Origin of the sequence: Pseudomonas ficuserectae (assembly GCF_024584585.1) — a bacterium.
Classification (GTDB): domain Bacteria; phylum Pseudomonadota; class Gammaproteobacteria; order Pseudomonadales; family Pseudomonadaceae; genus Aquipseudomonas; species Aquipseudomonas amygdali.
The window spans coordinates 1-26,231 of record NZ_CP085686.1 but is presented as its reverse complement, the minus strand read 5'-3'; the positions used below and the strand labels follow the sequence as shown (position 1 = coordinate 26,231).

Genomic DNA, 26,231 nt, shown 5'->3' with positions numbered 1-26,231 from the left:
ACGTTGTACGCCGGAACCCCAGATATTTCCGTCACCCCATCTTGAGGGTTGGCAAGGGTTCGTTTAAAAAACAGCAAAACCAACTAGGGCTCACGTTGCTAGGGTGGCTCGCGCTGGTTCAGACTCTGTGTGCCCACCAGAATAAGCCCCATGTGAACCCGCTCTGTTGATACCCAACTAACGTATACTGGCCTGCAGGACAACTAGTGGCAACTGGGCAAGAAAAAGTTCCATCTTGATGGAGCAGCGTGCAGTACACACCTCGACCGCTCAAAAACCTGCCCAAAGCAGGGCCGGAACCATGGACCCAGAACAGGTCTGGGTTGCAGACATAACCTACCTGCCTACGCAGGAAAGCGTGGCCCACGTGAGCCTTGTGACAGATGCGTACTCACGCAAGATCGTTGGCCATTACGTGCATGAAAGCCTGCATACCCAATCGGTGATAAAGGCACTGGAAAAAGCGGTAGGAGAGCGAAAAACCGATCAGATGCTGATTCATCATTCAGATCGCGGCGCCCAGTACTGTTCCGATCTCTATCAGCAGCTGCATACCAGGCATGGAATCCGGTGCTCGATGACGGATGGCTATGACTGCTATCAGAACGCTATGGCCGAGCGAGTAAACGGGATTTTGAAGACTGAGTTTCTACTCCATCGGCCTAAAGACTTGGCAGATGCAGTGAAAATGGTTGATGAATCAGCGCAGATCTACAATGGGGAGCGGCCACACTCATCCCTGAAATACAAAACGCCCGATGCGGTGCATCGGGCATTTTGAGCGTGAAACAGGTGTAAACCTATTTCAGGACTAGACATTCCTTAAGGTTTGCTCGTCTGGGAATCTTTTTGCTTTCTTCCAGCCTTCCCGGGGCAGGCAAAGCCTTTGTCTCTGTGTCGTGTGAGCGGATCTGCCCGAGATCGACCTGGGCGAGTATTGCCGCCGCAAAGGCCTTTATCCCGAGCAGATCGAGTATGAGTGCTTAAGGGCAGTTGCCGGTTGCGGGAAAGTCCTTCTTCCCGCTTGCTCGCCAGGCAACTGCGCTAAGCACGCTTGCGTTTTACGTCTTGAAGTGTGAAGTCATTTTTTGCAAATCTTGCCCCAGGGACGCCAGCTCAATCGTCGCCGTTGCGCTTTGCTCGCTCGCTAACGCGGACTGATCGGCCACATCACGAACACTGAGAATGCTGCGATTGATTTCTTCAGCTACGGCACTTTGTTGCTCTGCGGCAGTTGATATTTGCAGGCTCATTTCCTGAATCGTGCCGATAGAGTGGTTGATTTGGGTGATTGCCTGCTCGGCCTTTTGCGCCAGTTCAACAGTGCCCAATGTGCGTTCGCGGCTGGATACCATCAGGGTGGCGGCGGCTTGCGTACCTTGCTGCAAAGCAAGGATCAGCGTTTCGATTTCCTTGGTGGAGTCTTGCGTACGCTGAGCAAGTGAACTGGGCAGCCTGCGGCTGCAAATTGTGGGATTTTGAAATCGGTTATCATAGCCGAAATCGAGTCGATCCCTCCTCAGCACAGGCTTACACATGGCGTCAGAGACCAAAAAACGTAAACGGGCGAGCCGGGCAAAAGCCAAGGCAAAGCAGACCCGTCTCCAACGCGCCGGGCATACCACCTTCGTTCCCGATACCGACTTTTTCTTCGATATCGATCCTTTGGGTGATGTCGATCTTTGTAGTTGCTGCCAGACAACGTATCTGAACGACATGTTTCCCGACGCTTCTTGCGTAAGCGTTTCGATGAGAGAAGGGCCAGGCGGATTCGCCATCACCGCCGTCATTCACCACGATGAGGAGCCGCCCTGCTGACGTGGCCTCTGCACCGCCTGCTTACAAACCTCGACCGCTCAAAAACCTCTTCACGGCCAACGGCTGCTGGGCAGATTTGCTGGAGGCCGGCGGTCTGCGCCAAATCGAAGTGGAGTCGATCAGCAAAATGCTCGCCTGCGGCACCTCGATACTGGGCGTCAAACACTACACCTGCGCCAATGAGCATTGCCCACACGTCAAATACCTGTGCAACACCTGCCATTGCCGGGCCTGTCCTTCCTGCGGCAAAAAGGCCACCGACCAGTGGATCGCCGTGCAAAACAACCGTCTGCCCGACTGCCCCTGGCAGCATCTGGTGTTCACGCTGCCCGACACGCTGTGGTCCCTGTTCTTCTACAACCGCTGGCTGCTCGATGCGCTGTTTCGTCTGGCGGCCGATAACCTGATCTACACCGCCAGGCGGCGCGGTTTGCGCGTCGGGATTTTCGGTGCGCTGCACACCTATGGCCGGCGGCTCAACTGGCATCCCCACGTCCACCTGTCGGTGACCGCGGGCGGCCTGGATGAGCAGGGCGTCTGGAAAAATCTGTCGTTCCACAAAGAGGCCCTGCGGCGGCGCTGGATGTGGCTGGTGCGCGATTACCTGCTGGGACAGCCGCTTTCGCAATTGACGATGCCGCCGCCGCTGGCCCACATCCTCTGTGAAAGCGACTGGCACCGTCTGATACTGACCGCTGGCGGCCAGCACTGGCACATCCACTTGTCGAAGAAGACGGAAAACGGGCGAAAGACCGTCAATTACCTGGGCCGCTACCTGAAAAAACCGCCCATCTCGGGCAGTCGTCTGGCGCATTACACCTCCGGAGCCACGTTGAGCTTTACCTACCTGGATCACCGCACGCAGACCTATCAGCAGGAAACGCTGAGCCAGGCCGACATGCTGCGCCGGGTGGTGCAGCACATCCCGGAAAAGCATTTCCGGATGATCCGGTATTTTGGTTTTCTGGCCAATCGGGTGTGTGGGAAATACCTGCCGAAGGTGTATGAAGCATTGAAGATGGCGACGCCAGGACCGACACCGAAGCTGTATTTTGTGCAGATGGCCAAAGCCTTTCTAAACGTCGATCCGTTCCGTTGCGTGCTGTGTGGCGCGCGGATGGTATACACGGCGGCAATCAGCGGGCTGACGGTGCAGGGACTGGTCCTCAACGCTCAGGCGATCGCGCAGATGAGGTACGTGAAGCCCTGACAGGGGGAAGGTGCGTCCGCACCTAGGCTTCGCGGTGAAATAACCTGCATTAACGCTTTCTGATAGGGATTTTCACTGCATATGTAACGCCTCAGCGTCTTACTACGCATCGCTATGAAGGCATGACGCCTCCGTCATAGCGTCAGCCTGATGCATAGGCATTTTGAAATTCCTATGCATCAAGCGCCAGCATCAAAGCCATCACAGATTGTTGCAGTTTTTTTGGGGGGCTGGCTGACACACCTGAGTAGGTGTGAGAGTCGGGAATAGGCGTAGCGGCTTGTAATTGAAAACCCCCAGGCTCGCGTTTAGCAGATGCGATACAAGGAATGACATAGGATATGAGTTGACACGCGTGTCATCTTGCTCAAAAATGATCACTGAGGACTGCAAACGCGCATTTTTGGGACTGGCTTTCCAGTAATGGCCCCCCGAACTTTCGGCAGCAGTGAAACTGGTACTCACTGACGTAGGGACAATCGATAGGCCACCTTCGTATGGCTGTTTGACTCGGTTGAATTCTGACCCAAGAGACACGGAAACGAGTCTCAAAGCTAAAGAATTGCTGCGACTATGCCTCATAAATCAAAATAAAAGCGGCCCATGGGCCGTTTTTTTATGCCCATTTTTTCTCGATTGTACCCACCTGGATGCCCTTAGGTTGTGTTCGCGGCGTCCAAGTCACTACCGAATAGTGAAAGCCTAAATAGCGGTCTTCCGCCAGCGGCTCCAGCAACAGCGTACCGTCTTGAGTTCTCAACAGCGTGATGCGCTTCATATCTGCACGGGGATGAGCCTCATCGTGATAGATCTCAGTTCCCAAGACGATCAGATCCGAAACGAAACGTGGTACGTCATCCACTTTCGTACAGCCCCGGTTCCGCAGCTCCTTTTTCTTACCTTCCCAAATATGTTTCACTCCATAGCCTGCTGCCGGACGTCCAGCCATCACGCGATGCATACCGGCCTTCAGGTATATCAAGGCTTCAATAGCGTCTAGACGGTCAATGGCCGGAATCACGCCGAATATAACCCCGCCGTTGGGGTGCTCAATCACCTGGTTCGGCTTAAGTTTGAGAATTCCGGTCACGCGACCTCCCCTGTCAATGTTCCGGCATTTTACCCGCTTTTTGCAAAGTCGTTCCGGTCAGGGGGGAAGCCGGAACGGGGAGCCCGCAGAATTCGGAAAAAATCGTACGTTAGGCCATCGTTTGCGGTCAGGTTTTTAGCAAGATCACAAAACTTTTCAACGACTTATGGTTTTTAAGCGTGTCCGTTGAAGTACACCTCAACCCGGCGTCAGGCTGCTCACTAGCACCGCGTCAGACTAGGGCCGTTTTCTGCATTTTTTGACGCCGAGGCGTCTATCTATATGCTCTCAACCTGATAGCTCGAATGCTTAACGTACGATTTTGTCCGTTTTCTCTATCACCCCGCAATTGACGATGCCGCCGCCGCTGGCCCACATCCTCTGTGAAAGCGACTGGCACCGTCTGATACTGACCGCTGGCGGCCAGCACTGGCACATCCACTTGTCGAAGAAGACGGAAAACGGGCGAAAGACCGTCAATTACCTGGGCCGCTACCTGAAAAAACCGCCCATCTCGGGCAGTCGTCTGGCGCATTACACCTCCGGAGCCACGTTGAGCTTTACCTACCTGGATCACCGCACGCAGACCTATCAGCAGGAAACGCTGAGCCAGGCCGACATGCTGCGCCGGGTGGTGCAGCACATCCCGGAGAAGCATTTCCGGATGATCCGGTATTTTGGTTTTCTGGCCAATCGGGTGTGTGGGAAATACCTGCCGAAGGTGTATGAAGCATTGAAGATGGCGACGCCAGACCGACACCGAAGCTGTATTTTGTGCAGATGGCCAAAGCCTTTCTAAACGTCGATCCGTTCCGTTGCGTGCTGTGTGGCGCGCGGATGGTATACACGGCGGCAATCAGCGGGCTGACGGTGCAGGGACTGGTCCTCAACGCTCAGGCGATCGCGCAGATGAGGTACGTGAAGCCCTGACAGGGGGAAGGTGCGTCCGCACCTAGGCTTCGCGGTGAAATAACCTGCATTAACGCTTTCTGATAGGGATTTTCACTGCATATGTAACGCCTCAGCGTCTTACTACGCATCGCTATGAAGGCATGACGCCTCCGTCATAGCGTCAGCCTGATGCATAGGCATTTTGAAATTCCTATGCATGAACTGGCGCATGGGCGTGATTTCGTAGAGCGCTTCTTCCATGGCTGGATCGCTCAGGGAGAACCAGTTTTGCAACAGGTGAATGCGCAACATAGTTTCCAGCGGGTAGGGTTTTCGACCGCCACCGGCCTTGGGGTAGAACGGCTCGATCAGTCCCAGCAGACCTTTCCAGGGTACAACCTGATCCATTTCGGCAAGGAAACGCTCGCGGCGGGTTTGCTTGCGTTTGCCAGCGTACTCAACGTCGGAAAAGCTCATTTGGCTCATGGGCGGCTCAGATCAGGTGGTCAGGCGATTTTCGCATATTTGAGACTTGTTCGGAGATTCCCTAACGCTCCAAAAGACTGCAGCGACGAGTGCGTCGCTTCTAGCCACCGATACACATGTCAACTTATGGTGTATCCAAAATAGCACGCTAGCGCTGAACAAAAAATGTCACCACATGTAACCTTTCTATATCGTCACTTTTGGGTATACCCCAAGTGGCACGAAAATCAGCACGACCAGATTTCAGCTTTGCGGACTTAAAGCACACCCAATTTGATACAATTATTAGACTACACCCAAAATGAGACGGATCTACTGATGTTCATTCGTGCATACCTTCGAGCATCGACCGATGACCAGGACGCAAGTCGAGCGCGCGATTATTTGGAAACGTTTGTCTCCGGCTACGGCAAGGCCATCGCATCGTGCTACATGGAAAATGCCAGTGGTATCAAGGGGGTCATACGGGCGGTTGTCCCAGTCGTGGCTTGAGATATTCACCCTTCTAGCATTTTTGATCAGTTTTCCTGTGTGCCCTCCCCGGGAAATCAATTGGACTGAATCATCTGACTGTCGCTCGAATTCGATCCGAACCAGGATGGGATAGTCATACCCATTGCCTTTGGCCTGAAGCGGCTCAGTACAGGTTATAAACCCCATGGCGGGGGTAGCAATCGCGTTCATAGAATGTCCCTTAGGGAGCCGCTGATTTATTCGATTTTTCGTCCCGGCAACGCTCTGGAGGCCTGGATTTATCAGGAGGCAACAGCTGTGCTTTAGAATAAATCAGCGTCTCCTTAGCCCTTTGGCTCTGCAGCGGCCCATTGGATATAAGCGCTTTCGATCAACCACGTAGCATCAGCTTCCTTCATAGCGTCAGCTTGATGCATAGGCATTTTGAAATTCCTATGCCTCAAGATATAGCGAGCCCGTGAAGCGATGACCTCTCAGACATGAGAGAATTTAATTTTGAGACAGCACACTAAGTACAGGCCCAGGGAATAAAGGGTATACTTTAGCCATCTGCTTCGCGTTTTGCGATACCTGAAGCAATCGGGCCGTGGTCAAATCTACAGTGGTTTTTCACTAACATGGAAGGAATCAAATATGGCTTTTGATGCATACTTAAAAATAGAAGGCATTCCCGGCGAAGCACTTGACGCCCAGTTCAAGGACTGGATCGAAATGGAAGATTTCGACGTGGGCGCAAGCCAATCTGCGTCAGCCACTGCCACCAGCGCTGGCGGAGCCACGGGTGGGCGTGCCCGTATGAGCGATCTGTTCTTTCGTAAAACCGTAGACAAGTCAACGCCGAAACTTCACGAAGCGTGTTGCAGTGGGAAACACTTCAAAGAGGTAACTATCGCAGTCAATCGTGCTGGGACAGACAAATTCAAGTACTTGGAAATAAAACTAGAAGAAGTAATTATTTCTTCCGTGTCGCTCAACGGAAACGGTAACGTTGAAGGTGGCTTTCCAACAGAGACGGTGCGTCTGAATTATGGACGTATGCAAATGACATACATACAACAAAAGCGTGCAGATGGTCAGAGCGGTGGTCAGGTCGTGGGTGGTTGGGACGGTATCGCTAACAAAGTATATGCCTAAAGCGACATAAGGAGAGTTTCCCCATGGCCTCCCCAACCATTGACACTAATAAGGTTGCCTATTGCACATTTGAGCTGACTGGTCATGCTACCAGCCAGCTGAAGTGTAGCAATAATGAAAGCTACGATGCATTTTCTGGATCTACTAATTTCGCCAATGATCCTTCCGCAGTCAGTAACAGTGATAAAGGTCCGTTGCCGCCAGGGCGTTATTATATTCTTGATAGGGAAAGCGGTGGAAGACTAGGCTGGCTGAGAGATCCTATAAAAGATTTTATTGCACGCACTGATCGGAGCGATTGGTTTTCACTTTATCGCGACGATGGACACGTTGATGACGAAACAACTATTGATAATGTTACTCGAGTAAACTTTAGGTTACACCCCGTTGGGGTGGCAGGCTTGAGCGAGGGATGTGTTACAATGCCATCTAAAATTGCATTTGAGCAGCTAAGTATTTATCTACGCAACATGGATGGCGGACGTATTCCAGGCTCTGGACAAAAATACTATGGAATCCTAGACGTGATCGATCCAAGGAAGAAATGATGCGCGCTATTAAAGCAATCATAAAAATTCTTGCACTATTCTTTGTTGCACTTCTTGTAACACGAACTGCTTTTACTAGCGGAATAGTTCAAGCAGGGCTCGATACTTCAAATGGCGAAGCCCTATACATAGCGCTTCGTCACTTTTTTAACGTGGCTGGTGCCGAAGAAGGAGAAACGCTAATCATGAGCGTAGTATTTATTCTGTCTTCACTCTCGGTCACTTTATCAGGTTGGTTGTTGTCAAAGCTCTGGACTAGAATGAAGAGCAAGAGCGTACACTAAGCTGGCCGCAGGTCCAGCTAACCGAGTGCGTGAGCTGCTGGCTGCAGGTCTCGGAATCCGCTCAGTAGCGAGGCACGCTGCATGTTCAACTACGACCGTCATGAAGGTCCGCGACGAGCTGGCGCAACGTTAGTCGGTCATGGCCAATGGCACTGACCTACTCATCGTCACGAAGCACCCAGCCCGCTTTTGAAAAAGCCCACCGGGTCAGGACGAGGCTATCAAGGGGGTCATACGGGCGGTTGTCCCATTCGTTGCTTGAGATATTCACCCTTCGAGCATTTGTGATCAGTGTTCCTGTGTTCCCTCCACGGGAAATCAATTGGACTGAATCATCTGACTGTCGCTCGAATTCGATCCGAACCAGGATGGGATAGTCATACCCATTGCCTTTGGCCTGAAGCGGCTCAGTACAGGTTATGAACCCCATGACAGGGGTAGCAATTGCGTTCATGGAATGTCCCTTAGTGCTTTGGCTGTGCAGCGGCTCAGCAATCTTGCCAAGTCTATTATCAGGCTCTGTTTCAGTCCTGGGGGTCCGCTATCGACCGATTCTGTTGAAAAAGTAGCTCTCCTGTTTGGCTTGGGGCAAAATCACTCCATCGGCCAGCGGGAGAATACGCAGCATGATGGGACAGTTATCGAGTGGGCAGGAGCGGCTGTTTTACTCGTTCAACATTGAAGATCACATCCCAGCCAATCACCTCCTGCGCAGCATTGATCGATGCCTCGATCTCAGCGATCTGCGCCATTATCTCGCCGATTTCTATAGCCCAATCGGGCGTCCATCGATTGATCCCGAACTGATGATTCGCCTGTTGGTGGTGGGCTACTGCTACGGTATTCGCTCCGAACGTCGGTTGTGCGAAGAGGCTCATTGGGGCGAATAGAGAAAACGGAAAAAATCGTACGCTAACGTGAATCCTGTCAGGTTGAGGTCATAAACGTTGACGGTGATCCGTCAGGAAATACAGAAAACCGCCCTAATCTGACGGTGTGCCCGTGAGCGGCCTGACGCCGGGTTGAGGTACACTCTAACCTGACAACTCATCCTGATGCTGCCTCACTGAGGCTCACGGTGTGTCAACAAAACAGGTTGACACAAGCGTCACCTTGCGTATGATTGTACTTAACGCATGAGAGCTTGCTTTCGTGCCTACCTTCCGAGACCCGCCTAGCGAAAGCTGCGGGTTTTCGTGTTTTTGGGGCAAGGAATCCGGTAGCTATGACGCACTACGTCGCGTACCTTGACGAATTCGGGCACGTCGGCCAATACGTCTCACGCAACCACCCAAAGTACAAAACCCATCCCGCTTTCGGGTTTGCCGGCCTGATGCTGCCGGCTTCCGAAATCCGCGAATTCGCGATCTATTTCTACAAGCTGAAATGCCAGCTCTTGGCTTGGGATCTCGCAAACGAGAACCCTAAAAACCTGCCTGCCTACCAGTGGGAAAAAAAGGGCTCTCAGCTCTATGCGCTCCGGAACGTCACCAAATATGAGCAGCTCCGTCGCTCAACGTTCCGCCTCTTGAACCACATCGAAAAAATCGGCGGCCACGTGTTCTACACGGGCGAGCATAAGACCACGGACCCTGACGCCCACAACTCCACCGAGACGTTCAAGCGGCAGCTCTTGCAATCTGTGCGCAAAATCGACCGATTCTGCGCGCAGAGCGGGTCAACCTTCATGCTAATGCTCGATGAACAACGCGCTGGTAACGAATGGCGAGAGACCAACGTGGAGGTCTGCACATTGGCTATGTTCGAGGATGCTTCAGAGAAGTGCAGGACACTCATCGAACCGCCAATCCAGGCTGAAAGTCACCTGTTCCAAACCATCCAGTGTGCCGACTGGATCTGCGGCCTTATAGGCCGTCTGACAGCTTTGTTCCTTGCGCCTGATGAATTTTCGGAGTTGGAGCCTTTCGATAAGTATTTCTCGGCTCGTATCGCCAAGGTCACCATGCCTGGCAGTGGCTTGGAACACCAAAAGACCGCTGAGATACCCGCCGAACTGGCCGGAGAGGCCATGCCAGATGCAGACGGTGCCCTTGCGGGCGATCATTAAATTCAGGCCGCTACGGCAGGTTGTTAAACCTTAGCGTACGATTTTGTCCGAATTCTCTAGGCTCCCCGTCTCCGGCTACGGCAAGGCCATCGCATCGTGCTACATGGAAAATGCCAGTGGCAGCCATGCCGACCGCCCGGAATTAATTCGATTACTCAAAGATGCTCGCCGAGGTGACGTGCTGCTGGTGGAAAGCATCGATCGGCTGTCGCGGATGGATGACCAGGCTTGGCGATCCCTCAAAACAGCAATCGATAACCGAGGCATACGGATCGTCTCTGTGGATCTGCCTACCAGTCATCAAGGCATGACGGCCCAGTCGGGGGACGAGTTCACCGACCGCATGCTGGCGGCCATCAACTACATGATGATCGATATGATGGCCGCCATCGCCAGGAAGGACTATCAACAAAGAAGACTGCGCCAGGCACAAGGGATTGAGAAGGCAAAAGCTTCAGGCGTCTACAAAGGCAGACCTGTAGACGCAGAGCTGCGTAACCGAGTGCGTGAGCTGCTGGCTGCAGGTTTCGGGATCCGCGCAGTAGCGAGGCACGCTGCGTGTTCAACTACGACCGTCATGAAGGTCCGCGACGAGCTGGCGCAACGTTAGTCGGTTAGGCTGCGTATTTTAGGTGCTTGTTCCTCAACAGCACCCTCCGGACTGAGAACCAGGCCCGTCTGTGCAAGAAAATCAGGCGTAAGACAGCTGGTCTGGCTGGAGCAGTACGAGGGTGAGATACAGCCGAAATAGCTGTTTATATGTACAGAAAAACAGAATGATGCATTTTGAGGTCATTCCGTTTAGCATGTTGGCTGGCCATAAAACAATGGAGCTAGCCTATGTTCTCGAATGAAAGTCCCAGCGGTAAGATTACCGTCCGTAGCCTGCCGCCAGAGGTTCTTATAGCGCTCAACGGCCTTGCAGAACAGCATGATCGGTCTCTTGAAGCAGAGGCCCGGCAGGCCCTAAAAGCTTGGGTAAAGCCTATCACTGAGAAGATAGAGCAGTCTTCGCGATTAGCGGAGCTAGTGCTGCGTCTTAGCCTCCTTAAAAGGGAACTTGAAAAGCTCTATCCAACACGACAAGTTTCGCCGTCGCGGATCGCTGAGGCGTTGGGCTGGTCTTATGCAGAGCCAGTGGAAGGTTGGTTTCTAGGGAAAAACGAACCATCAATTGACGAGCTTACTCAACTGTCCCTGTTATTCGGGTGCCAAAGAGACTGGCTTGTGCACGGAGAGGGTAAACCGTACGCTGCTGTCTACTCTCGCATCCCTGAAGAAGCGAATGCGGGCGCAAAATTTCTCCTCGCGCCTACTGATGACGGCAAAATACCTACTCTCCATCTTGTCCGCAGCATGAGCGAAACTGGACAATTTCTTTTCATAAAACAGTATTCAGACTGGAACGTACAAACATTTTCGACGCCTTACCATATCAGTGAGGTTATAGGAGCTGGCGGGGAATCCAGCTTGGCGGCTCTTAGTCTTGTTTTGAAAGCATTGTATAAAGCTTGGACCGGCGGGAATGCACAAAATAACTGGATTTCTGGCTATCTCGTTGAGCCAGATGTTTTTTCCAAATTACTGGCAGGGGATACTCACCCACTAAACGTTATCAATACAGTTGACAAAAGTACTTGGTGGGAAGACTTTTGGGATATCAGTCAATTTAAAAAAGCAAATTACTGGCCAGGCTGGTCTTCCGTGACTGAGCGAATTCACAATGTGATTGAGCGTCGTTCTAGCTTGAAAGAACAAAGTAACTCAATATCTATGAATGAGTGAATATTTAAGACCCCTCTGAAAAAGCCCTTTTTTAGGAGAGAAACCGGGCTGGAGCGCCTGTATTTACAGGCTTCTATTTTTGAAGAGGCTTTTTCAGACCTTCCTTAAATAAATCATCTCAGGTAAAACACAAGTAGGAAAATAGATCGCTACTTTCCTATTACATTTTTGTCGAGGTATTTTCCGATGGAAATAGCCCCATACTTTGTTATTGGATTACTCATTATTAGCCTGATTGCGTTGGCCCTTGCTGCATGGAATTTCTCCCGTTTCTATTCTGCTAAAAACGATCCTGTTAAAGAAAAACAATGGATACATATAGCAGCGCATGCTGCCCGGGACGGCAATCTTAACCCAAGTGAGATTGGAATGATTGAAAGATCCTACTATTCCGGCTACCTGAAAAGCACAAAAATATGGGGTACCATTGCAGTTGCGGCATTAAGTTCAGCCTATGCTTCAATGATTTGGTTGCTATAATAATACCCAGAACAATCCAAAGCTATCAATGTAGGGGGGCTGTACGCCGGAATCCCCGAAAATTCCGGCGGTAAACATCACCAGAGTGGTTCCCGGCTGCTTTTGCTATCCATTACGGTTTTCCGTACATATTTGGCCGATCAATCAAGCCTTTTCTGCTTGGCGGCGTCGCTGCCGGAAAACAACTGTTTTACGACAGCCAGATGGTGGCCAGTGATACGATCGTTGGGTTTACCGCTTCAGCGCGGTTCAATACAGGTTCATTCGCAGTTAATGCTGGTTGACCCGTCTGGTCAGTCGCAATTAATCCTGGTCAAAACCGCGCTGGTTGCAGGTTGGGACTTTTTCGTTTGAGGTTACACGTAGCGTTGGTTCAGCTATCCAGTCACCAAATGTTTTATGAAGTGAGTCGAGTTGTCATCTAAAATAACAGCGCCCAGCAGAGTGTCAGAAGTTCTGTTTGCGCAGGTCTCGTCGAACTCTAGAGGAATCCCTTCATCTGCAAATAACTGTTTCAATGCATCCGCCGTGCTAACTGAAAAATCACCCTCTCTATCCCCACCATGCATGGCGACACGCATTGTCAGACCCTGTGCTCTGGCATTTTGCAGATAATCGCGTATAGACGCTAAAACCTCTTCTGGCACAAGGTCTTCGTGACAAAAAGGGAGCAGATGGAATACGCGGACCTGCGCGCCACGCATACGTTCACCCGTGTCAGCATCCACGTTTTCTGCAGCACAAGCAACAGCAATACAAGCAGTCATGTTATCTGTGACGACAGGCATGTTTATTTGACTCGTGCCAGCACTGTATAGATGCCGAGTCCCTTCGTCGTTGGGCGTAAGGCCGTTGAACCCCGCCACTTTGACAGTAGTGGTTCTGTCGATCTGAAAGCTGTAATCCAAACCTGTTTTAGAGTGATAGACACGGACCCACGGGAATGTAGATTCACTGCGATCCTTTATTGCATTGCCACTGTGCCGTCTTTCTGCTTGATAAGCGTCTAAAGAAACCATTTTAAGGGTATAATTTCCACCACGTCGTGCAAGTTGAAAATGAGAGAACTTTGCAGGACGTTCATTCACCTCGTCTGATGCTCTGTAGCTCGTAGACGCGGGTTGATGACCAAAAGTAGGCCTGGTGTTCGGAGAGCTTGCAGAAGTTTCCAAGTTTTCACGATAGCTACTACTAGACGGTCTTGAAATACATAGTCCCATAACGATTACCTCTTTAGAATAGGGTTAAACTCTTAGATCATCTGTAGCTCATAGTGAATTTCGATGCAAAAATAATTGCTTCGCCAAGTCTTCGCTCTCGCCTAGACCGCCGCCTAGTGTACTGTTTTCGAAAAAAATCAGTTGGTAATCCTTGAAAAAATCAAAATTTATCAATGGTTTGCTCTGTCGCGCATTGGTAACTTATTTCGCAACCAGTGCACTAGATGCATTCGTGGCGGACTTGAACAGGGCAGCCTGCGGCTGCAAATCGCCCGTTCTTACGATCGCGTAGCAGCAGAAACATCGATTTGAGCTTTGCCATGAGGCCCGTTATTGACCATCATGAAGCCTGCTTACCCACCGCTGCTGCTTCAGATGAGTCCTGCCTACACACCTCGACCGCTCAAAAACCTCTTCACCGCTAACCAGTGCTGGGCACACCTCCTCGAGGAGGGCGGCTTACGCGACATCGAAGTCGAGTCCGTCACCAAAATGCTCGCCTGCGGCACCTCGATACTGGGCGTCAAACACTACACCTGCGGCAACCACAGCTGCCCGCACGTCAAATACCTGTGCAACACCTGCCATTGCCGGGCCTGTCCCTCCTGCGGCAAAAAGGCCACCGACCAGTGGATCGCCGTGCAAAACAACCGTCTGCCCGACTGCCCCTGGCAGCATCTGGTGTTCACGCTGCCCGACACGCTATGGCCCTTGTTCTTCTACAACCGCTGGCTGCTCGATGCGCTGTTTCGGCTGGCGGCCGATAACCTGATCTACGCCGCCAGGCGGCGCGGTTTGCGCGTCGGGATTTTCGGGGCGCTGCACACCTATGGCCGGCGGCTCAACTGGCATCCCCACGTCCACCTGTCGGTGACCGCGGGCGGCCTGGATGAGCAGGGCGTCTGGAAAAATCTGTCGTTCCACAAAGAGGCCCTGCGGCGGCGCTGGATGTGGCTGGTGCGCGATTACCTGCTGGGACAGCCGCTTTCGCAATTGACGATGCCGCCGCAGCTGGCCCACATCCACTGTGAAAGCGACTGGCACCGTCTGATACTGACCGCTGGCGGCCAGCACTGGCACATCCACTTGTCGAAGAAGACGAAAAACGGCCGAAAGACCGTCAATTACCTGGGCCGCTACCTGAAAAAACCGCCCATCTCGGGCAGTCGTCTGGCGCATTACACCAACGGGGCCACGTTGAGCTTCACCTACCTGGATCACCGCACACAGACCTATCAGCAGGAAACGCTGAGCCAGGCCGACATGCTTTTCCGGGTGGTGCAGCACATCCCGGAAAAGCATTTCCGGATGATCCGGTATTTTGGTTTTCTGGCCAATCGGGTCTGCGGGCAGTACCTGCCAAAGGTCTATGAAGCACTGAAGATGGCGACGCCAGGACCGACACCGAAGCTGTATTTTGTGCAGATGGCCAAAGCCTTTCTAAACGTCGATCCGTTCCGCTGCGTGCTGTGTGGCGCGCGGATGGTATACACGGCGGCAATCAGCGGGCTGACGGTGCAGGGACTGAACCTCAACGCTCAGGCGATTGCGCAGATGAGGTACGTGAAGCCCTGACAGGGGGTAGGTGCGTCCGCACCTAGGCTTCGCGGTGAAATAACCTGCATTAATGCTTGTTGATAGGGATTTTCACTGCATAAGTAACGCATCAGCGTCTTCCTACCCATCGCTTTGAAGGCATGACGCCTCCGTCATAGCGTCAGCCTGATGCATAGGCATTTTGAAATTCCTATGCATGAACTGGGTAACGAAAATTTGAAATTCCTATACACCGAGCAGTGTCACTCCACACGCTGAATAACCATGCTCTCCAATTGCAGGTGCCCATTCAGTCGACTGCCGTATCTGGTCATCAGATTCTGGAACATCGAAGGCAACTCCGGTAAAGTGGTAGAGAACTCGCCATAGTTTGGATCAAAGAGGTTCACACTGCCTTCGGAGCTGGAAGCAGTGATGGCATGCCTTACACGCTTTCCATTGTTTTCAAAGCACAAGCTGATCAAATGGGCGCTACCATCTCGCGCAATTTTTTGCAATGCGGTCGATTGCCGATCCGCATGGAATACCGAGGGTTCACCTACAGGCTGCAAATCTTGACTTCGCAAAAGGGTTTTGCGCGCCGATATTCGACCTGCTTCTCGCTGCTCCCGCGACCCGCTCACTGAACCTGCTGCATTTTCGTATTGGTTCTGGATGTCCGAAGCATGGTCAAGATCCAGCGCCTCCATTCTGTAACTCGCCTCCCCCTCATCACGCAATCGCAGCCATTGGATTGCCAAGCCCATACAAGATTGACTAGCGTTCGCATTATTCAACGCTGCAATTCTATAGTTGAATACTGCGTCGATATCCGCCTCAGAGGACTCAGCAGAGGACACGTCGTCATCTGAACTACTCAAGGCCTTCGACGATGAACAGCCGCGTTCCACAGATTGGTGAGTAAGTATTTCTAACCGATGAAGACCAGCCCCTGACCTGACCCTCGTTCTGCCACGTTGAACGATGCTATCAGCCTGCTGCTTGTCTTCCTCCGCTGTCGGAAAGCTCTGCTCGAGCCGCTCTCTGGTTCGGCGCGACAACTCCGCGGACCGTAGCAAAAGCATCTCACGCCCGGCTGAATCCGTCGAAGGAGGCGGTACCTGCGGACTGTTCGAGGGTCTCGCGCTGATCGAGTCGCGAGCGCTCGCTCGCTCAGACTCTGTGTACCCACCAAAATAAGCGCCAGATGACCCTGCTCTGTTGATACCCACCATATGTGCTGATTTTCTCCGCTTACGGGCTTGCAGGAAACTGAACCTGCAAAATAAGAATGGGTGGTAGCGGGCAAGAAAAAGTTCCACCTTGATGCAATGCATAGGCATTTTGAAATTCCTATGCATCGAGACCGCCACCCGGATGTACTCGTAGCTGGACTTGGAACAGGGTGACGGAAATTTCTGGGATTCCGGCTTACAACCCCACATACCACTCCAAACCGTCAATAGCGCGAGGGGCAATAGGGCTCCCATGCCAAGGAATCCATCCGTCAACTCATTCCACGCTGCGTAGCCTATGAGCCCCACACAAAGCACGCTGCTCAACAGCAGACGTCCTCCCGCTGAAACATCCAGCCCAATCTGGTCAGAGAACGCCTTCGCAAGTGCACAGCCGACCAACGCTATCCCCGCGGCGAAAGCGACCATTTCTGCAAAGTGGTTTCTACGGTCATCCATACGAAGCACCTCCATAGCTAGCTCGTTTTCCAGATCCCGATAATTCAGGCACCCTCTACACACCCAACTACCCAATACACCATAAGGGTGCCCTTATGACATCAAAAGGATTGACAACTAGTACCAAAAGGATATCCTTTTGGTATCTAAAACACAGCAGGGCATGCTCATGGCAATTTTTGTGGTTGGAAATAGTAAAGGTGGTGTAGGGAAGTCGACCCTCACCGTTCAAATAGGAATGGGGCGCGCGCTTCAAGGCAAGGATGTGCTTGTCGTCAACAGTGACCGCCAATCTTCGTCGTCAAAAGCAATTGATCGTAGGGATGCAGCCGGACTGACGCCCAGCCTCACGTTGGTCGCTTACCCTGAAGGAGAGCAGCTGCGGACTCAAGTCCTCAGGCAGCTCGACAAGTACGACGATATCATCATTGATGCTGGTGGTCGGGATAGCTCTGCATTTCGTCACGCCATGATGATTGCAGATGTGATGCTTGTACCAATAGCACCAGGTAACTTTGAGCTCGACGCCCTGGAGGACGAGCTAGTGCCATTAATTCGTGAAATACAAGCCTCCCGCGCAGATAATCCGCTGCCGATCTATGCCTTCCTCAACATGGCCGAGCCCAAGAAATATTCCAGTGACAACATCAGTACGCGTAAGTCGATTGCGGCTTTTCCCGAACTGCAGTTGGTTGACCTTACGATCACGCGTCGAAAATCTATCGCAGCGGCCTCAACTCTCGGTATGGCCGTATCGGAAATGAAGCCGAAGGACATTAAAGCGTGCAAAGAAATTGATGGGTTGATCAAAGCCTTGTTCGACTGACAAAAGGGCATTCAAATAGTCTTCTATGGATACATTTATGGTATCTTAAGGATATCCCAAGAGTACCTTTTTAGGTGGTGATCACATGGCAGTCATAGAACGAGCTCCAAAACCAGCAAGTGCGGATCCTGCAGCGACGACCGCTGCCACAAAGGTGGCAGCAACAGCTCCAGACAGCAAAGCGAAGAAAAACATGCGTGGTAATCGAGAGATGTTTTCTGTTGGGTTCGAGCCAGATCTGCTTGCTGAGTTTGATGCAGCTCGTAACAAGCTTGGGTTATCCAGGCCAGCGCTAATCAAAATCGCTGTGCGTCGCTTATTGGACGCAGGGGTATAGATATCTCCCCTGCAAGCGCTTTCACCCGGGAGGGCATCGATTTGATTCCATACGATGCCCTCGAATGATCAAATTCAAGACGTAGAACCTTTTGAGAAAGACGCCCTTAAAACATCCTTTGGATACTTATAGAATATCCAAAGGATATCCCTTCACTGTATTGATTCGGTCCTAGACTGACTGCGACTTTAGAGGGTGGCAGTGACGCGCCGAGCAACATGTGTAGCAGGTTCGAGCCAGGCAAGGCACCTCAGTCTAAAACAAGGCGAGCACCGCCAAGGTCGTGGAGACAAAGCCAGCGGGAGATGATCACCACATTTTGCGCCAAACTCTGCGAGTGTCCCTGTAGCTATAAGGACACTCATGCAATACTCTAAAGAGTCTACAGGGATACTTTAAGGATATCCATTAAGTACCTTTTTAGTACGGCCTGCAACATTCTTTATTTCGCTTTTACAACCCACAGCTGATCAAGCCGTGTCGTGTAGCTCTGGCTCATCTGTTCGCGCCGCATCCCCCAATCCGGAGTAACCGGTACTGATCCTGTACGCAGCGTTCCACGTCCCCATTTGCCGTTGATTGAATCCAAAGCAGCCATCAGTCTATCTGAACTCACCGGCTGATTGACCGCGAACAGGTCATCGGTAAATTCGTCTGGCTGGCAAATATCCATCAGCAGCACCTCTGCTTTGCTGTACCTGAAACCTGGTCGAAAAATCCGTGAAACCGCCTCCGTCGCGTACTGGGTCATCAGCCTGACATCGTTGGTGGGGTAGGGCAGCTGGACCAGCGCACCGTTCGCATACTTGGCCTCGTCAGGATTGAACATGCCGGTGCGAATGCTCACCCGGATCTTTTTGCACACCGATCCCTGGGCGCGTAATTTCTCAGAGGCACGCATCATGGGGGGAATAGAGAAAACGGACAAAATCGTACGCTAAGCATTCTACCTGTCAGTTGAAACCATAAAGATAGACGCCTCGGCGTCAGAAAATGCAGAAAACGGCCCTAGTCTGACGCGGTGCCAGTGAGTAGCCTGACGCCGGGTTGAGGTGTGCTTCAATCGGACACAGTCCAGGTTGCGCGAAGGCATGCCTCCTGTCGGCAGTTCTTAACGTACGATTTTTCCCGAATTCTGCGGGCTCCCCTCTAAGTGCCATGATGAAGTGTCAAACCTGCATCAAAACCACAGGAGGGGAAGTCCATGCCAATCATTACCGTGGGAATCGATCTAGCCAAGGCCGTATTCGCCGTTCACGGCGTTGATGAGGCTGGTAATGCAACCTTGGTGAAGCCCAAGGTTGCGCGGGATCAACTGGTGCCATTGATCGCCCAGCTGCCCCCTTGCTTGATTGGTATGGAGGCTTGCTCAGGCGCTCATCATTGGGCGAGGGTGTTCGCCGAGCACGGCCATACGGTCAAGTTGATGGCTCCTAAACTCGTTTCGCCTTATAGAATGTCGGGTAAGCGCGGCAAGAACGATGCCGCAGATGCGGCCGCGATCTGTGAGGCAGTGACCCGACCCAGCATGCGGTTTGTCCCTGTTAAAGACGAGCATCAGCAGGCCACTCTTTGCCTTCATAGAACCCGCCAGGGATTCATCGAAGAACGCACCTCTACGTACAACCGACTGCGCGGATTACTTTCTGAATTCGGCGTGGTCCTGCCACAAAGCCCAGAGCGATTGAGAAAAGAGATTGGTCCCTGTCTGGACACCTTGCCTGGCTGGGCAAGACGGTGCATGAGTGAACTGTTGGAGCACACCAGCCATATCGAGGATCGGCTGGTGGAACTTGATCGAGCCATCAATCAGATCGCTCGCGAAGACGACCGCAGCCGTAGGCTGCTGCAATTGCGTGGGGTTGGCTCGACCACAGCAAGTGCTTTAGTGGCCAGTATTGGAGATGGGCACGACTTCAGAAACGGTCGCCAAGTGGCTGCCTGGCTCGGTCTGACGCCAAGCCAGTACAGTAGCGGCGGCAAGCAGCGCCTGGGAAGTATCACCAAAGCCGGGGATGCCTATTTACGCAGTCTACTGGTGCTTGGAGCTCGATCTGTCATGGCCAACCTGGGCAATAAGCAAGATCCTCTCAGTCGCTGGATCCGCAACCTCATGGAGCGACGGGGTTACTGGCGTGCGGCCGTGGCGATTGCCGCCAAGAATGCGAGGATGGCCTGGGCCGTCCTGCATTACGGCGACACGTTCAAGCCTGAACAGGCAGAACCAACGGGCGCGTAAACACCAGAGGTCATGACTGATCACCTTGTAAGGCGTTAGGGCGAGGATCATGAGCGGATAAAAGGATCAATGTGCACTGCCGTCGTTGATGTGAAGCGGGTTGGACCTGCGTGAGGGATACCTGAAAAATCGTATGGGAAATTCAGTCCCGATTAGCGAACGAGGCCCTCACGTGCGTCTTTCATCAGGGTCCGAGCGATCAGCTCAAGATGACCGTTTGTAGTACCGCAGTTTTTCACCTTCTTTCAGTCGATCCGGCACATGCAGCGGAGTCAAACAGAAACTATTGGGCTTGTGCTCAATGGGGAAGCCCTTGTAGTACGATTTTTTCCGTTTTCTCTACCGATCCATCAAGGACCACACAGCGATGACCTCGAATGATCATTTTTTTGGACAGGTTGAAATATCCTCCCGTACAAGCGAAGCCATTCTTTCACTCAACACCGTAGTGCAACTAGCGCAGCTGGTTGGCCGTGACCACTTCACAGCACAGCTGCGTCGGCTGCTAAGCGTTCATGGTCACGTAGCGCTTACTAACGGTACCTCGGCGCCCGACTTTGCAACCCTGTTGCAGCACCTGCTATACGAGCAAATTGGTTATGCCCGCCTGGGCCTGCGGCAGGACATCTCCGAAGGTAACAATTTGGTCTGCACACTGATATTTGTGGAAGGAACACTCGAAATCCGGGCCATTTGGACTGGTTACAAAGAGCTAAGAGCCTACGAGCTGATCAAAACGCTGTTGCTTCCGTTACGTCATAGTGGCTTGGCTGAGCGTACCTTTTTCCTAAAGGATCAGGGCAGCTTAGTGCGCCTGCCGAAAGATTCTGAAAACCAGCTACTGGCGGTTCTCTCCTATCATGGTGAGCCCTATAGTCAGGCAGCACATGGTGACCTTCAGAATCTCGTGGATCAGCTCGACGGTAAAAGCCGGTTTTGAAATTGCTCCAGTGCAGCCGCCCAAGGGCGGCTTTTTTCTGCCAAAATTGGGGTCCGGGGAGCAATGGAGCAGCAAACCGACTTAAGGATAGTAGCTATTGGCCTTCTTTCTCCATGAGCCGAACCTAAGCGTCTGTCCGAAAGAGGATCTCTCAACGGACGCTAAGCAATCGATCGGTCAAGACCCGTAAATACGCTGTATTAGGCGTCTCATTTAGCTGGTACTAAATTTATTGCGTTGAAGGGACCTCTTTCGGACAGGCAATAACGGTGCAAATTCTGAGAAAAACGGATCGCCACCACCTTAAGTCGGTTGGCTGCTCCATTGCTCCCCGGACCCCAAATTTTGCTGTTTGCGTTGCTGACATTATGAAGGCTATATGCCAATCTATAAAAAAGGCAAAATGACTACATAATGACAGCGAGAATTGTATGGCTAGGCTAAGTGTTCGCGATTTTCCTGACGATCTGCACCAGTTGTTGCTACAAGCAGCACATCGAAACGAACGCTCGCTTGAGGGTGAAACCCGGTATGGCTTGGCGAGGTATCTGGAGTCTCTGCGAGATTCCAAGCCAGAACCTCTGTCCAGGTGCCAAACATGGCAGCGTGCCGCCGGGCAACGTCTGCTCCAATTGTTCGAGCGCTTACGAGAGGACAAGGTGTTTAAATGGAATGAACGCAGTGACCTGCCCCATCTGGCTCTGACCCTGGGCGAAACGTCACCGGCAGCACTACTCAATTGCGTCGAGGGTGTTGAACCGCTTTCCTTCGACTTGGCCATACGGATCGTTGATCTCTACGGGTGCAGTTTGGAGTGGCTAATCAGTGGTACAGGTACCATATTTCCGTACCCTGAAATCGGCAACAGCTACCACGATTTTTTCAACGACGCTCTCAAAGATTCCGGGTCCACAATCAAGCTTGTGCGCCTATGTGCAACCGACGATAACGAAGGCAACCACCCAAGGCATGACGGAACCTTGCTGATGTTTAGGTGCAAGGGCGATAGCAAAAATATCAGCGCGGGATACTGCGGCCGGTTTTATCTCAATGATCAAATGGGCGGTAGCGGTGATGAGAACCTGAAGCAATTTGTAAAGTTTCTCAATGGCGTTGAGATCGTCAACTTTGCTGAATACAACACTGACGTGCCTACTGGTGCTGTTGAATTGGGTGATCATCACCCAAATTTCTATCTGGATCTGACACGCTGCAGCGCGGCAAGTTGGTTGTACCCCCTTCAGGCTGGTAGGTCCCCAGGCAGTATCGAGTGGAAGAAGGGGTACGGCTATATACCTCAACCCGTCGTCTGATCGCTCATTGGCCCCCCGTCAGACTAGAATCCACAATTGCTGATGACCAATCGGCAATCTGCCCTGGGGCAGTTTTCAATCGGCGCCGACATGCAGGACGTTGGAGTAGATGGTAGATGTGCTAAGGAGACTGTAGAAAAATCGCACGCTAGCGTGCGATTTGCCAAATTGAGGTCGCACGGGCCACAGAAATTAAATCTGTCCCCCCAAGAGATAACTCAAATTAGCCCTGCAAGGTAAAGTCCAACAATTCTGATATTTTGCCCGACGACCGAGCCCTGAAGCTCAAAGTTATCCCCCTCAAACTGACCTGCCAAAGAAAGGTCAAATTGAGGAATCGGACCAAACACTGAAGGAACGTCTGGGTTCCACTGCTTGATCTGAATAGTACCGCTCAATTCTGAGTCGTTTACAGCTATGTGCCCTTGATAAAAGTAGCCATCATCGCCACCATTCACGCTTCCATTTATAACGCTGATAACACCACTTCCATAGGCCTGGCTGGATGATTTGAAATTAACAGCGTAAAGACCGTTTTTCATAAAAGCTCCATTTTTGGCATCAGATGACTGGCCATTATGTCGGATATACATGGCAGGTAGCAATACAAAACCTAAAGTTTTGATTATGGAGACAGAGAGGGCTAAATAGGCAGAGCGGAAAAACTGCAAGCCTTTATTTTATATAGAGTTTTAGACGACCAAAGGTCACTTGGCCTTTACAACCCACAGCTGATCAAGCCGCGTCGTGTAGCTCTGGCTCATCTGTTCGCGCCGCATACCCCAATCAGGTGTGACTGGTACTGAGCCTGTACGCAGCGTTCCACGTCCCCACTTGCCGTTGATTGAATCCAAAGCGGCCATCAGTCGATCTGAACTCACCGGCTGATTGGTCATGAAAAGGTCATCGGTAAATTCACCTGGTTGGCAGATATCCATCAGCAGCACTTCTGCTTTGCTGTACCTAAAGCCTGGGCGAAATATCCGCGAAACCGCCTCCGTCGCGTATTGGGTCATCACCCTCACATCGTTGGTGGGGTAGGGCAGCTGGACCAGTGCGCCATTCGCATACTTGGCCTCGTCAGGATTGAACATGCCAGTGCGGATACTCACCCTGATCTTTTTACACACGGAGCCCTGGGCACGTAATTTTTCAGACGCACGCATCATGTAGGTGGCCACCGCCTCCTTGATCGGCCCCAGCTCGGTCAGTCGCTTGCCAAACATTCTGCTGCAACAAATCTCCTGCCGTGGCGGTTCGACTTCGTCTAGCTCCAAGCAAACTGTGCCAGCAAGCTCCCGTGCAGTTTTCTCGACCACAACGCTAAACGTTTTGCGCAGCATCCAGGGATCCGCCATAGCGAGGTCCTTGGCCGACAGGATCCGCATGCCCTCCAGATGCGCTTTCATTTTTCGACCGATGCCCCAGACCTCTCCGACAGAGGTATTGCGCAGCACCCAATCGCGTTTGACAGGGTCGCAGATGTCCACAACACCGCCGGTGTGCGCCTGGAGACGCTTTGCCGTGTAGTTGGCAAGCTTGGCCAGTGTCTTGGTCGGTGCAATCCCCACACCCACGGGAATGCCGGTGCAGCGATGGACTTTGGATCGTATCGATCTGCCCAGTTCGGTCATATTGCCAGGCATCCCGGTCAGGTCTAAAAACGCTTCGTCAATGTAAACCTCAACGGCAGGGACCATGGATTCTATGATGGTCATCATCCGAAGGCTTAAGTCGCCATACAACGCAAAATTACTGCTGAACGCCTGAATTCCGTACTGTCGCAGCACGTCCTTTATCTGAAAATAAGGCGCGCCCATCTTCACGTAGGGTTTTGCATCGTAGCTGCGTGCAATGACACAGCCGTCATTTGAGCTCAAAACCACGATAGGCACCTTGGCCAGGTCGGGTCGGAACACTCGCTCACAGCTCGCGTAGAACGCGTTCCCATCTGCCAGTCCAAACACCGGCGTTGGCTTGTTACTCAAAGCTTGTGACGCCATGTCGCACAACGCCCCATATCGACAACTCTTCACCTTCCAGGATATGCCGAGGCGGATAGGCAGGGTTGGCTGACTTCAGCACCACATGGTCGCCCTGCAGGATGAGGATTTTGCACAGCGGCTCATTATTCAGTGCCGCGATCACGATGCTGCCACTGGACGGCTTTCGCGAACGATCTACGACCACCAGGCTGTCATGAAAAATCTTTGCGCCCTCCATGCTGTCGCCATCGATCTTGGCCACGTAGATGTGAGGCGCACGCAAATCCATCAGTCGGTCGAATGAAAAGTCCTGTTCGATGTGGTCCGCAGCAGGATTAGGAAAACCGGCAGGGATTTTGAAAGTGTAGAGCGGGATGACCTTTCCGGAGCTGCACAACCGACCGAGTATTTTTACGTTCATGACGCAAACCTGACTGAGAACAGAGTTAACTGTATGGGCGTACAGTTAACGGCGCGGCGCAGTGACCCGTCAACTCAAGCCGACCAACAGCACATAGATCACTGTCTGGCCGCACTTAAATCATTCGCGCACTCCCCATCATGAACAATCGTCATGTTCCTTTTTTAACGGCTCTCCAGCTGGCGGCCCCTTCGGCACCGCAGATATCTGATGTACACCGGATTGCACACCTGGAGCGCGACGATTTGCAGTCTGGCCCGGAGCGGGTTGTGGGGTAGTTGAATCGACTTGGCCACGTGCCCCAGTCGCAGCCTTGGCAGGCTGGCGGGTGGCCCTGAGAACACTCACAGTGGATGGTTGAGAGACTTCAGTGAGAATGTGCGTGTAGCTGGCCACCGTTCTCACCGAAACGCCGGCAAGTGTTGCAATGGCAGAACGTACCAGTGCCTTGCCCTGGTCTTGAAGCTGCCTGCACGCAGCACGGATCTTCGATTCTGTGGCTTTGTGCCGCAGCTCATTTGTGCGCTTGGCAGCCAGGCTCTGCCGTTCGGTGAGCGACAAGCTGCCATCGAGCTGCATGGCCCCTCGGTGGCAACGGCGATCACCGGTGTACCGATCCCACGTCCAGCGGCCTACGGATTTGACCGTGGCGCGTATCGACGACAGCGGCAGGTTTTCCGAAAACCCCTGCTTTAGAAAGCTGTTGTGGTTGTAGGCATACGCATCGAGCGAGCGCATGAACGACTCGAACGAACCCAGCTCGCGCTCGCGATTGACGATGCTGTACGCAAAATAACGCAACTGCTCAAACAGGATGCAGTGGCGCGAATGGCTGACCTGGTCAAACTTGGGGCCGGTGGCCCACGGTTTGACCGTCAACTCCACCGCGCTCGCCAGTTCGCCCAGTTCGTATACGTGGCTGTGGAATTCGGTGGTCTCCCACCAGGGGTGGCCGGGTGTTTTGGCCACGGGGCCACCGTGGTAGTCCACGTCCGCGTCGAGACGAGCGGCAAACGCGGCATAGACCGCCTTCATGTACTGAATCGGCTTGGCCCGTGCGTTCTCGGTGGTGCACACGGACGGGACGGCATAGAACAACTGGGAATGGCCGCTCTTGCGGTTGCGCACCATCAGGTTCGGCGCAGGCAACCCGGCATCGTCCCAGGCCAAGGCGTTGGCATGGTCCAGGTCGAACACCAGCCACGACACCATGCCGGGGCGATTGACCTGCATATAGGGATAACGCAGGGCGTATTCACGAGGACGGACGCGAGTCGCGGTTTTGTCGTCACTGCACCGCGCCATGTACGGCGCTTCCAGCAATAACCGGTTGAGCGCAGTGCCGTCTTCGAAGAAACGGGCAGGCGGCAGGTGGGTGCTGCTGGCCAGCGGATCGGTGTTGGCCGTGGATGAGGTCGCGAGGGCAAGACTGATCGCGGTGTCGTGGCTCAT

The 26,231-nt window shown here is 52.6% G+C and carries 22 protein-coding genes and 9 pseudogenes; 19 read left to right on the top strand and 12 right to left on the bottom strand.

Annotated elements, in window-relative coordinates; all coding sequences use genetic code 11:
• Positions 1 to 307: 307 nt before the first annotated feature.
• Positions 308 to 781, top strand: a pseudogene (locus LJU29_RS28475) (IS3 family transposase); the annotation flags it as partial.
• A gap of 280 nt (positions 782 to 1,061) precedes the next feature.
• Here LJU29_RS28475 and LJU29_RS28470 read toward each other — a convergent pair.
• A pseudogene (locus LJU29_RS28470) lies at positions 1,062 to 1,445 on the bottom strand (methyl-accepting chemotaxis protein); the annotation flags it as partial.
• Positions 1,446 to 1,819: 374 nt separating this feature from the next.
• Between LJU29_RS28470 and LJU29_RS28465 the strand changes: the two are divergent.
• Entirely contained in the window at positions 1,820 to 3,028 is a 1,209-nt protein-coding gene (locus tag LJU29_RS28465; protein WP_257113025.1) for an IS91 family transposase, read from the top strand.
• Positions 3,029 to 3,644: 616 nt separating this feature from the next.
• Here LJU29_RS28465 and LJU29_RS28460 read toward each other — a convergent pair.
• Positions 3,645 to 4,118, bottom strand: coding sequence for a hypothetical protein (locus tag LJU29_RS28460; protein WP_257113087.1), 474 nt, complete (start codon positions 4,116 to 4,118; stop codon positions 3,645 to 3,647).
• 352 nt (positions 4,119 to 4,470) lie between these two features.
• On the opposite strand from LJU29_RS28460, the pseudogene LJU29_RS28455 reads away from it, so the two are divergent.
• Positions 4,471 to 5,048 (top strand): annotated as a pseudogene (locus tag LJU29_RS28455) (transposase); the annotation flags it as partial.
• A 180-nt stretch (positions 5,049 to 5,228) separates the two neighbouring features.
• Here LJU29_RS28455 and LJU29_RS28450 read toward each other — a convergent pair.
• Positions 5,229 to 5,495 (bottom strand): annotated as a pseudogene (locus LJU29_RS28450) (transposase); the annotation flags it as partial.
• Positions 5,496 to 5,813: 318 nt separating this feature from the next.
• On the opposite strand from LJU29_RS28450, the pseudogene LJU29_RS28445 reads away from it, so the two are divergent.
• Positions 5,814 to 5,945, top strand: a pseudogene (locus LJU29_RS28445) (recombinase family protein); the annotation flags it as partial.
• On the opposite strand, the pseudogene LJU29_RS29450 reads toward LJU29_RS28445, so the two are convergent.
• Positions 5,943 to 6,179: pseudogene (locus LJU29_RS29450) on the bottom strand (hypothetical protein); the annotation flags it as partial. The pseudogenes LJU29_RS28445 and LJU29_RS29450 sit on opposite strands and share 3 nt — an antisense overlap.
• A 423-nt stretch (positions 6,180 to 6,602) precedes the next feature.
• Here LJU29_RS29450 and LJU29_RS28440 point away from each other — a divergent pair.
• The 4 genes and pseudogenes from LJU29_RS28440 to LJU29_RS28425 all read left to right on the top strand — a co-directional run.
• Positions 6,603 to 7,103, top strand: coding sequence for an Hcp family type VI secretion system effector (locus LJU29_RS28440; protein WP_257113086.1), 501 nt, complete (start codon positions 6,603 to 6,605; stop codon positions 7,101 to 7,103).
• 23 nt (positions 7,104 to 7,126) lie between these two features.
• Positions 7,127 to 7,651: a DUF2778 domain-containing protein gene (locus tag LJU29_RS28435; RefSeq protein ID WP_080719055.1), complete on the top strand. Its 525-nt coding sequence runs from the start codon at positions 7,127 to 7,129 to the stop codon at positions 7,649 to 7,651.
• A complete protein-coding gene (locus LJU29_RS28430; RefSeq protein WP_122322189.1) occupies positions 7,648 to 7,935 on the top strand; it encodes a hypothetical protein in 288 nt (95 codons plus the stop codon). The genes LJU29_RS28435 and LJU29_RS28430 overlap by 4 nt, the downstream gene beginning before the upstream one ends.
• 19 nt (positions 7,936 to 7,954) lie before the next feature.
• Positions 7,955 to 8,068 (top strand): annotated as a pseudogene (locus LJU29_RS28425) (recombinase family protein); the annotation flags it as partial.
• Positions 8,069 to 8,092: 24 nt separating this feature from the next.
• Here LJU29_RS28425 and LJU29_RS29445 read toward each other — a convergent pair.
• Positions 8,093 to 8,389, bottom strand: coding sequence for a hypothetical protein (locus tag LJU29_RS29445; RefSeq protein WP_306459411.1), 297 nt, complete (start codon positions 8,387 to 8,389; stop codon positions 8,093 to 8,095).
• A 172-nt stretch (positions 8,390 to 8,561) separates the two neighbouring features.
• On the opposite strand from LJU29_RS29445, the pseudogene LJU29_RS28420 reads away from it, so the two are divergent.
• The 5 genes and pseudogenes from LJU29_RS28420 to LJU29_RS28400 all read left to right on the top strand — a co-directional run.
• A pseudogene (locus LJU29_RS28420) lies at positions 8,562 to 8,813 on the top strand (transposase); the annotation flags it as partial.
• 347 nt (positions 8,814 to 9,160) lie between these two features.
• On the top strand, positions 9,161 to 10,003 hold the full coding sequence (locus LJU29_RS28415; protein WP_122322538.1) for a DUF3800 domain-containing protein: 843 nt from the start codon (positions 9,161 to 9,163) through the stop codon (positions 10,001 to 10,003).
• A 40-nt stretch (positions 10,004 to 10,043) separates the two neighbouring features.
• A complete protein-coding gene (locus LJU29_RS28410) occupies positions 10,044 to 10,613 on the top strand; it encodes a recombinase family protein (RefSeq protein ID WP_371321930.1) in 570 nt (189 codons plus the stop codon).
• 230 nt (positions 10,614 to 10,843) lie between these two features.
• Entirely contained in the window at positions 10,844 to 11,788 is a 945-nt protein-coding gene (locus tag LJU29_RS28405; protein ID WP_019332192.1) for a FitA-like ribbon-helix-helix domain-containing protein, read from the top strand.
• A 186-nt stretch (positions 11,789 to 11,974) separates the two neighbouring features.
• Positions 11,975 to 12,268 carry a hypothetical protein gene (locus tag LJU29_RS28400; protein ID WP_147479678.1) on the top strand — a complete coding sequence of 98 codons (294 nt, stop codon included), beginning with the start codon at positions 11,975 to 11,977 and terminating at the stop codon, positions 12,266 to 12,268.
• Positions 12,269 to 12,645: 377 nt separating this feature from the next.
• On the opposite strand, the gene xopAF is transcribed toward LJU29_RS28400, so the two are convergent.
• Positions 12,646 to 13,488: a XopAF/AvrXv3 family type III secretion system effector gene (gene xopAF, locus LJU29_RS28395; RefSeq protein WP_080562937.1), complete on the bottom strand. Its 843-nt coding sequence runs from the start codon at positions 13,486 to 13,488 to the stop codon at positions 12,646 to 12,648.
• A 342-nt stretch (positions 13,489 to 13,830) separates the two neighbouring features.
• Between xopAF and LJU29_RS28390 the strand changes: the two genes are divergently transcribed.
• Complete coding sequence (locus LJU29_RS28390) at positions 13,831 to 15,063, top strand: IS91 family transposase (RefSeq protein WP_257113105.1); 1,233 nt, start codon at positions 13,831 to 13,833, stop codon at positions 15,061 to 15,063.
• A gap of 224 nt (positions 15,064 to 15,287) precedes the next feature.
• On the opposite strand, the gene LJU29_RS28385 is transcribed toward LJU29_RS28390, so the two are convergent.
• Complete coding sequence (locus LJU29_RS28385; RefSeq protein ID WP_005760351.1) at positions 15,288 to 16,109, bottom strand: C58 family peptidase; 822 nt, start codon at positions 16,107 to 16,109, stop codon at positions 15,288 to 15,290.
• A 778-nt stretch (positions 16,110 to 16,887) separates the two neighbouring features.
• Here LJU29_RS28385 and LJU29_RS28380 point away from each other — a divergent pair.
• Together LJU29_RS28380 and LJU29_RS28375 are read left to right on the top strand one after the other, a co-directional pair.
• Entirely contained in the window at positions 16,888 to 17,544 is a 657-nt protein-coding gene (locus LJU29_RS28380) for an AAA family ATPase (RefSeq protein ID WP_038819590.1), read from the top strand.
• Between the two features lie 85 nt (positions 17,545 to 17,629).
• Entirely contained in the window at positions 17,630 to 17,881 is a 252-nt protein-coding gene (locus tag LJU29_RS28375; protein WP_053486304.1) for a ribbon-helix-helix protein, CopG family, read from the top strand.
• A gap of 442 nt (positions 17,882 to 18,323) precedes the next feature.
• Here LJU29_RS28375 and LJU29_RS28370 read toward each other — a convergent pair.
• Positions 18,324 to 18,779 (bottom strand): annotated as a pseudogene (locus tag LJU29_RS28370) (DUF4113 domain-containing protein); the annotation flags it as partial.
• Positions 18,780 to 19,085: 306 nt separating this feature from the next.
• Between LJU29_RS28370 and LJU29_RS28365 the strand changes: the two are divergent.
• From LJU29_RS28365 to LJU29_RS28355, 3 genes are all read left to right on the top strand, one after another.
• The gene (locus LJU29_RS28365; protein ID WP_057432805.1) at positions 19,086 to 20,120 is read left to right on the top strand and encodes an IS110-like element ISPsy16 family transposase; all 1,035 of its coding nucleotides are present in this window, start codon (positions 19,086 to 19,088) and stop codon (positions 20,118 to 20,120) included.
• Between the two features lie 367 nt (positions 20,121 to 20,487).
• Positions 20,488 to 21,060 carry a hypothetical protein gene (locus LJU29_RS28360; protein WP_054070432.1) on the top strand — a complete coding sequence of 191 codons (573 nt, stop codon included), beginning with the start codon at positions 20,488 to 20,490 and terminating at the stop codon, positions 21,058 to 21,060.
• A gap of 431 nt (positions 21,061 to 21,491) precedes the next feature.
• A complete protein-coding gene (locus tag LJU29_RS28355) occupies positions 21,492 to 22,373 on the top strand; it encodes a FitA-like ribbon-helix-helix domain-containing protein (RefSeq protein ID WP_054070433.1) in 882 nt (293 codons plus the stop codon).
• Positions 22,374 to 22,591: 218 nt separating this feature from the next.
• Here LJU29_RS28355 and LJU29_RS28350 read toward each other — a convergent pair whose 3' ends face one another.
• From LJU29_RS28350 to LJU29_RS28335, 4 genes are all read right to left on the bottom strand, one after another.
• Positions 22,592 to 22,915, bottom strand: coding sequence for a GrlR family regulatory protein (locus LJU29_RS28350; RefSeq protein ID WP_183147080.1), 324 nt, complete (start codon positions 22,913 to 22,915; stop codon positions 22,592 to 22,594).
• 165 nt (positions 22,916 to 23,080) lie between these two features.
• On the bottom strand, positions 23,081 to 24,376 hold the full coding sequence (locus tag LJU29_RS28345; RefSeq protein ID WP_183147118.1) for a Y-family DNA polymerase: 1,296 nt from the start codon (positions 24,374 to 24,376) through the stop codon (positions 23,081 to 23,083).
• Entirely contained in the window at positions 24,354 to 24,779 is a 426-nt protein-coding gene (locus LJU29_RS28340; protein ID WP_057411958.1) for a LexA family protein, read from the bottom strand. The genes LJU29_RS28345 and LJU29_RS28340 overlap by 23 nt, the downstream gene beginning before the upstream one ends.
• A gap of 138 nt (positions 24,780 to 24,917) precedes the next feature.
• Entirely contained in the window at positions 24,918 to 26,231 is a 1,314-nt protein-coding gene (locus tag LJU29_RS28335; protein ID WP_257113077.1) for a replication initiation protein, read from the bottom strand.

Bases quoted from the DNA above. Each gene is read 5' to 3' on its own strand.
- LJU29_RS29445 (WP_306459411.1), bottom strand. From the start codon at position 8,389: ATGAACGCAATTGCTACCCCTGTCATGGGGTTCATAACCTGTACTGAG.
- LJU29_RS28390 (WP_257113105.1), top strand. From the start codon at position 13,831: ATGAAGCCTGCTTACCCACCGCTGCTGCTTCAGATGAGTCCTGCCTAC.
- LJU29_RS28430 (WP_122322189.1), top strand. From the start codon at position 7,648: ATGATGCGCGCTATTAAAGCAATCATAAAAATTCTTGCACTATTCTTT.
- LJU29_RS28405 (WP_019332192.1), top strand. From the start codon at position 10,844: ATGTTCTCGAATGAAAGTCCCAGCGGTAAGATTACCGTCCGTAGCCTG.
- LJU29_RS28340 (WP_057411958.1), bottom strand. From the start codon at position 24,779: ATGAACGTAAAAATACTCGGTCGGTTGTGCAGCTCCGGAAAGGTCATC.
- LJU29_RS28440 (WP_257113086.1), top strand. From the start codon at position 6,603: ATGGCTTTTGATGCATACTTAAAAATAGAAGGCATTCCCGGCGAAGCA.
- LJU29_RS28415 (WP_122322538.1), top strand. From the start codon at position 9,161: ATGACGCACTACGTCGCGTACCTTGACGAATTCGGGCACGTCGGCCAA.
- LJU29_RS28350 (WP_183147080.1), bottom strand. From the start codon at position 22,915: ATGAAAAACGGTCTTTACGCTGTTAATTTCAAATCATCCAGCCAGGCC.
- LJU29_RS28365 (WP_057432805.1), top strand. From the start codon at position 19,086: ATGCCAATCATTACCGTGGGAATCGATCTAGCCAAGGCCGTATTCGCC.
- LJU29_RS28335 (WP_257113077.1), bottom strand. From the start codon at position 26,231: ATGAGCCACGACACCGCGATCAGTCTTGCCCTCGCGACCTCATCCACG.
- LJU29_RS28355 (WP_054070433.1), top strand. From the start codon at position 21,492: ATGGCTAGGCTAAGTGTTCGCGATTTTCCTGACGATCTGCACCAGTTG.
- xopAF (WP_080562937.1), bottom strand. From the start codon at position 13,488: ATGGGACTATGTATTTCAAGACCGTCTAGTAGTAGCTATCGTGAAAAC.
- LJU29_RS28360 (WP_054070432.1), top strand. From the start codon at position 20,488: ATGACCTCGAATGATCATTTTTTTGGACAGGTTGAAATATCCTCCCGT.
- LJU29_RS28345 (WP_183147118.1), bottom strand. From the start codon at position 24,376: ATGGCGTCACAAGCTTTGAGTAACAAGCCAACGCCGGTGTTTGGACTG.
- LJU29_RS28375 (WP_053486304.1), top strand. From the start codon at position 17,630: ATGGCAGTCATAGAACGAGCTCCAAAACCAGCAAGTGCGGATCCTGCA.
- LJU29_RS28400 (WP_147479678.1), top strand. From the start codon at position 11,975: ATGGAAATAGCCCCATACTTTGTTATTGGATTACTCATTATTAGCCTG.
- LJU29_RS28385 (WP_005760351.1), bottom strand. From the start codon at position 16,109: ATGCTTTTGCTACGGTCCGCGGAGTTGTCGCGCCGAACCAGAGAGCGG.
- LJU29_RS28435 (WP_080719055.1), top strand. From the start codon at position 7,127: ATGGCCTCCCCAACCATTGACACTAATAAGGTTGCCTATTGCACATTT.
- LJU29_RS28380 (WP_038819590.1), top strand. From the start codon at position 16,888: ATGGCAATTTTTGTGGTTGGAAATAGTAAAGGTGGTGTAGGGAAGTCG.